Raw genomic sequence first — 3,806 nt, forward strand, 5'->3', positions numbered from 1 at the left:
CGGTCCTCCCGGCGGACAAGAAAACTGTCACCCATGCTATCGGTCCATTCTGTTACCTATCTATCCGGTTCGGACAAACAGCCCCTTTCTCCCCGTCACTATACGGGGAGAAATGTCCGGCAGGAGGGGCGGCGCCAACATAGACAATTGGCCCGCTGGACTTTGACAAGCAGTCACATGAAACATAGCCGGTGATCATGACCCAAAATCATCCAGACCTCTCCCGCCGCCTCGTCGCCGGCGCCGACGATGCGCCTGCCATCCTGGCGCCCGACAGGCCCACGCTGACCCATGGCGGCCTGCGCGCGCTGATCGCCGCCACCGCCACACAACTCCACGCGCTCGGCATCGGCCGGGGCGACCGGGTGGCGATCGTGCTGCCGAACGGGCCGGAGATGGCGACGGCCTTCATCGCGGTCGCAGCCACAGCCGCGACGGCGCCGCTAAACCCCGCCTACCGGACCGACGAGCTCGACTTCTACCTGACCGACATCGGCGCCAAGGCGATCCTCGTCGCGGAGACCGAAACTGGACCAGCGGTGACGGTGGCCGAGCGCCTCGGCATCGGCGTTCTGCGCCTCATCGTGCCTGCTGGCGCGCCTGCCGGCACCTTCGCCATCGAGGGCACGGCGGTCGGACCGCAAGCGGCGCCCGACATGGCCGGGGACGACGGTATCGCGCTGTTCCTGCACACCTCAGGCACCACGTCGCGCCCCAAGCTGGTGCCGCTCAGCCATGCCAATGTCGCGGCCTCCGCCCGTCATATCGGCGCGACGCTTGGCCTGACGGCCAGCGACCGTTGCCTCAACATCATGCCGCTGTTCCACATCCATGGGCTGATCGCGGCGGTGCTGTCGTCGCTGGCATCAGGCGGCAGCATCTACTGCACGCCGGGGTTCAACGCGCTGCGCTTCTTCCATTGGCTGGGCGACGCCAGGCCGAGCTGGTACACGGCCGTGCCGACCATGCACCAGGCGATCCTGGCGCGCGCGGCACGCAATGCCGAAGCGCTGGCGGCGGCACGCCTGCGCTTCATCCGCTCGTCCTCGGCGTCGCTGCCGGCGCAAGTGATGGCCGAGCTCGAAGCCACCTTCGGCTGCCCCGTCATCGAATCCTATGGCATGACCGAGGCCGCGCACCAGATGGCGTCGAACCGGGTGCCGCCGGGCCTGCGCAAGCCGGGCAGCGTCGGCGCTGCCGGCGGGCCGGAGGTGGCTGTCATGGCGCCGGACGGGCGACTGCTGGAACCAGGCGAGACCGGCGAGATCGTCATTCGCGGTCCCAATGTCACATCGGGCTACGAGAAGAACCCGGACGCCAACGCCACGGCCTTCGCGCATGGCTGGTTCCACACCGGCGACCAGGGCGTGCTCGACGAGGACGGTTATCTCCGCGTCACCGGCCGGCTGAAGGAGATCATCAATCGCGGCGGCGAGAAGATCTCGCCGCTCGAGGTCGACGACGTGCTTATGGATCACCCGGCGGTGGCGCAGGTCGTCACCTTCGCCATGCCGCATGACAAGCTTGGCGAGGAGGTGGCGGCGGCCGTGGTGCTGCGCGAAGGCATGAGCGCCACCGAGGGCGATATCCGCGCCCACGCCGCCACCCGGCTCGCCGACTTCAAGGTGCCGCGCAAGGTGCTGATCCTGGACGAGATCCCCAAGGGCGCGACCGGCAAGCTGCAGCGCATCGGGCTCGCCGCCAAGCTCGGGCTCTAATGCATGTCGCTTGGAAGTGTCCTCGGTTCCGGGATAACGACATGCATAGAATCAAAGGCTCACTACGATGAAGATCACCATCTTCGGCGCTGGCGCCATCGGCGGCTATCTCGCGGCCAAGCTGGCCATTGCCGGCCGGACCGACCTGTCGATCGTCGCCCGCGGCGCGCATCTCGAAGCGATCAGGGCAAACGGCCTGCGCCTGATCGAGGACGGACAGGAGACGACCGCCCCCGTCCGCGCCGCCGCCAAGGCGGAAGACCTTGGCGCGCAGGACTATGTCGTGCTGGCGCTGAAGGCGCATTCCGTCGCGCCCGCGCTCGACCAGATCGCACCGCTGCTGGGGGACCACACATCGGTCGTCACCATGCAGAACGGCGTGCCCTGGTGGTATTTCTACAAGGCAGGCGGTGCGCTCGAAGGCACCAGGCTGCATCAGGTCGATCCCGGCGGCACGATCTGGGACCGGCTCGGCCCGCGGCGCGTCATCGGCTCGGTGGTCTACCCCGCCGTCGAGGTCGATGCGCCCGGCCTCATCCGCCATGTCGAGGGCAGGCGCTTCTCGCTCGGCGAACCCTCGGGCGAGAAGAGCGAACGGGCCACGCTTCTGGCCGGGGAGATGGTCAAGGCCGGGCTGCAGGCGCCGGTGCGCGACGACATACGCGCAGAGATCTGGATAAAACTGTGGGGCAACCTCTCCTTCAACCCGATCTCGGCGCTGACCGGCAGCACGCTGGCAACAATCGTCGCCGACGAGGGCACCCGCACGCTCGCCCGCGCCATGATGCTGGAAGCCCAGGCGATCGGTGAAAGCCTCGGCGTGCGCTTCCCCATCGACGTCGACCGCCGCATCAAGGGCGCCGGCGACGTCGGTGAACACAAGACCTCGATGCTGCAAGACCTGGAACGCGGCCGCCCAATGGAGATCGACGCGCTGGTGGGCGCGGTGCAGGAGCTTGGGCGGCTGACCGGCAGGCCCACGCCGGCTATCGATGGGGTGCTGGCGCTGGTACGGAGGTTGGCGGTGGAGCGGGGGTGTTATGGGTAAGGGTGGGCTGAACAGGTAACAGCCCATTCGCCGAACGGTAAATCCGCAGATTCAAAGAAATGCATACCTTCAAAAACTTTAGTATTAGACGACCATGGGATTCGGGGTTTTTATTCATCGCTCAGATTCGATCTACGACGACAGCCCGGCGGAGCAATATCAGTTCCCAAGCCAGTATCTGCGTCGCGTCGAGGCATGCGTCGGTGGCTGGATCATCTACTACGAGCCTCGGAAGATCGCGGAGACTCGGGGCTATTTCGCCATGGCCAAGGTGCAGCAGGTCATCCGTGATCCTGCGATTCAGGGCATGTACCTCGCTCTCATCGAACCGGGAAGTTACCTCGATTTCGTCAATCCGGTTCCGTTCAGCGGGATGGATGGGCTCGTAGAGCGAGGGTTGCTCAATGATGAAGGGCAGATTTCTGGTCGCGCCCAATCGGCGGTTCGTCCGCTCAGCCCGAGCGATTTCAACCGAATTGTCGATCTTGGATTGAACGAGAACGAGCCGCTCCTGCCGCGTGTCGATGAGATCGGTTTTGAGTTTGAAGAGGAGCAGGTTCCATTCCAGTTCGAGCAGAGCCGCGACCGTGTCGCTTATGTCGGATCAAGGATTGTACGGGACCGCATTTTCCGCCGCATCGTTTTGCGCGCTTATGACGAACGCTGTGCGATCACGGGACTTAAGCTGATAAACGGTCGTGGCCGTGCGGAGGTTGCCGCAGCCCATATTCGACCTGTCGAAGCGAGCGGGCCAGATATTGTCAGCAACGGCATTGCACTCTCCGGCACAGCGCATTGGATGTTCGATCGCGGATTGATCGGCCTAAATGATGATCTGGAAATCCTGATTTCACGACAGGTCAATGATCCTGAGAGCGTAAGGGCGTTCGTCAACAAGTCGGGCCGGGCGCTTACACCCCGTCGACAGCTTGAACGTCCTCATCCTCATTTCCTGCAATGGCACCGCGAGCACTGCTTCAAGCAGTGATGGTTCCGCATTACCGCGTTGGAACGACTTCCACCCCTCACCCCTTCCCCAC

Annotated in this window: 3 protein-coding genes; all 3 read left to right on the forward strand. The window is 64.6% G+C overall.

Annotated elements, in window-relative coordinates; all coding sequences use genetic code 11:
* The first annotated feature begins 197 nt into the window (after positions 1-197).
* Entirely contained in the window at positions 198-1,718 is a 1,521-nt protein-coding gene (locus LB536_RS30840) for an acyl--CoA ligase (RefSeq protein ID WP_224599120.1), read from the forward strand.
* 67 nt (positions 1,719-1,785) lie between these two features.
* Positions 1,786-2,766, forward strand: a complete 981-nt coding sequence (locus tag LB536_RS30845) for a 2-dehydropantoate 2-reductase (RefSeq protein WP_224599121.1) — start codon at positions 1,786-1,788, stop codon at positions 2,764-2,766.
* 94 nt (positions 2,767-2,860) lie between these two features.
* Positions 2,861-3,754 (forward strand): HNH endonuclease, encoded by an 894-nt coding sequence (locus LB536_RS30850; protein WP_224599123.1) that lies wholly within the window; start codon positions 2,861-2,863, stop codon positions 3,752-3,754.
* Positions 3,755-3,806 lie beyond the last annotated feature (52 nt).

This window comes from Mesorhizobium sp. ES1-3, from assembly GCF_020164795.1.
Lineage (GTDB): Bacteria > Pseudomonadota > Alphaproteobacteria > Rhizobiales > Rhizobiaceae > Mesorhizobium.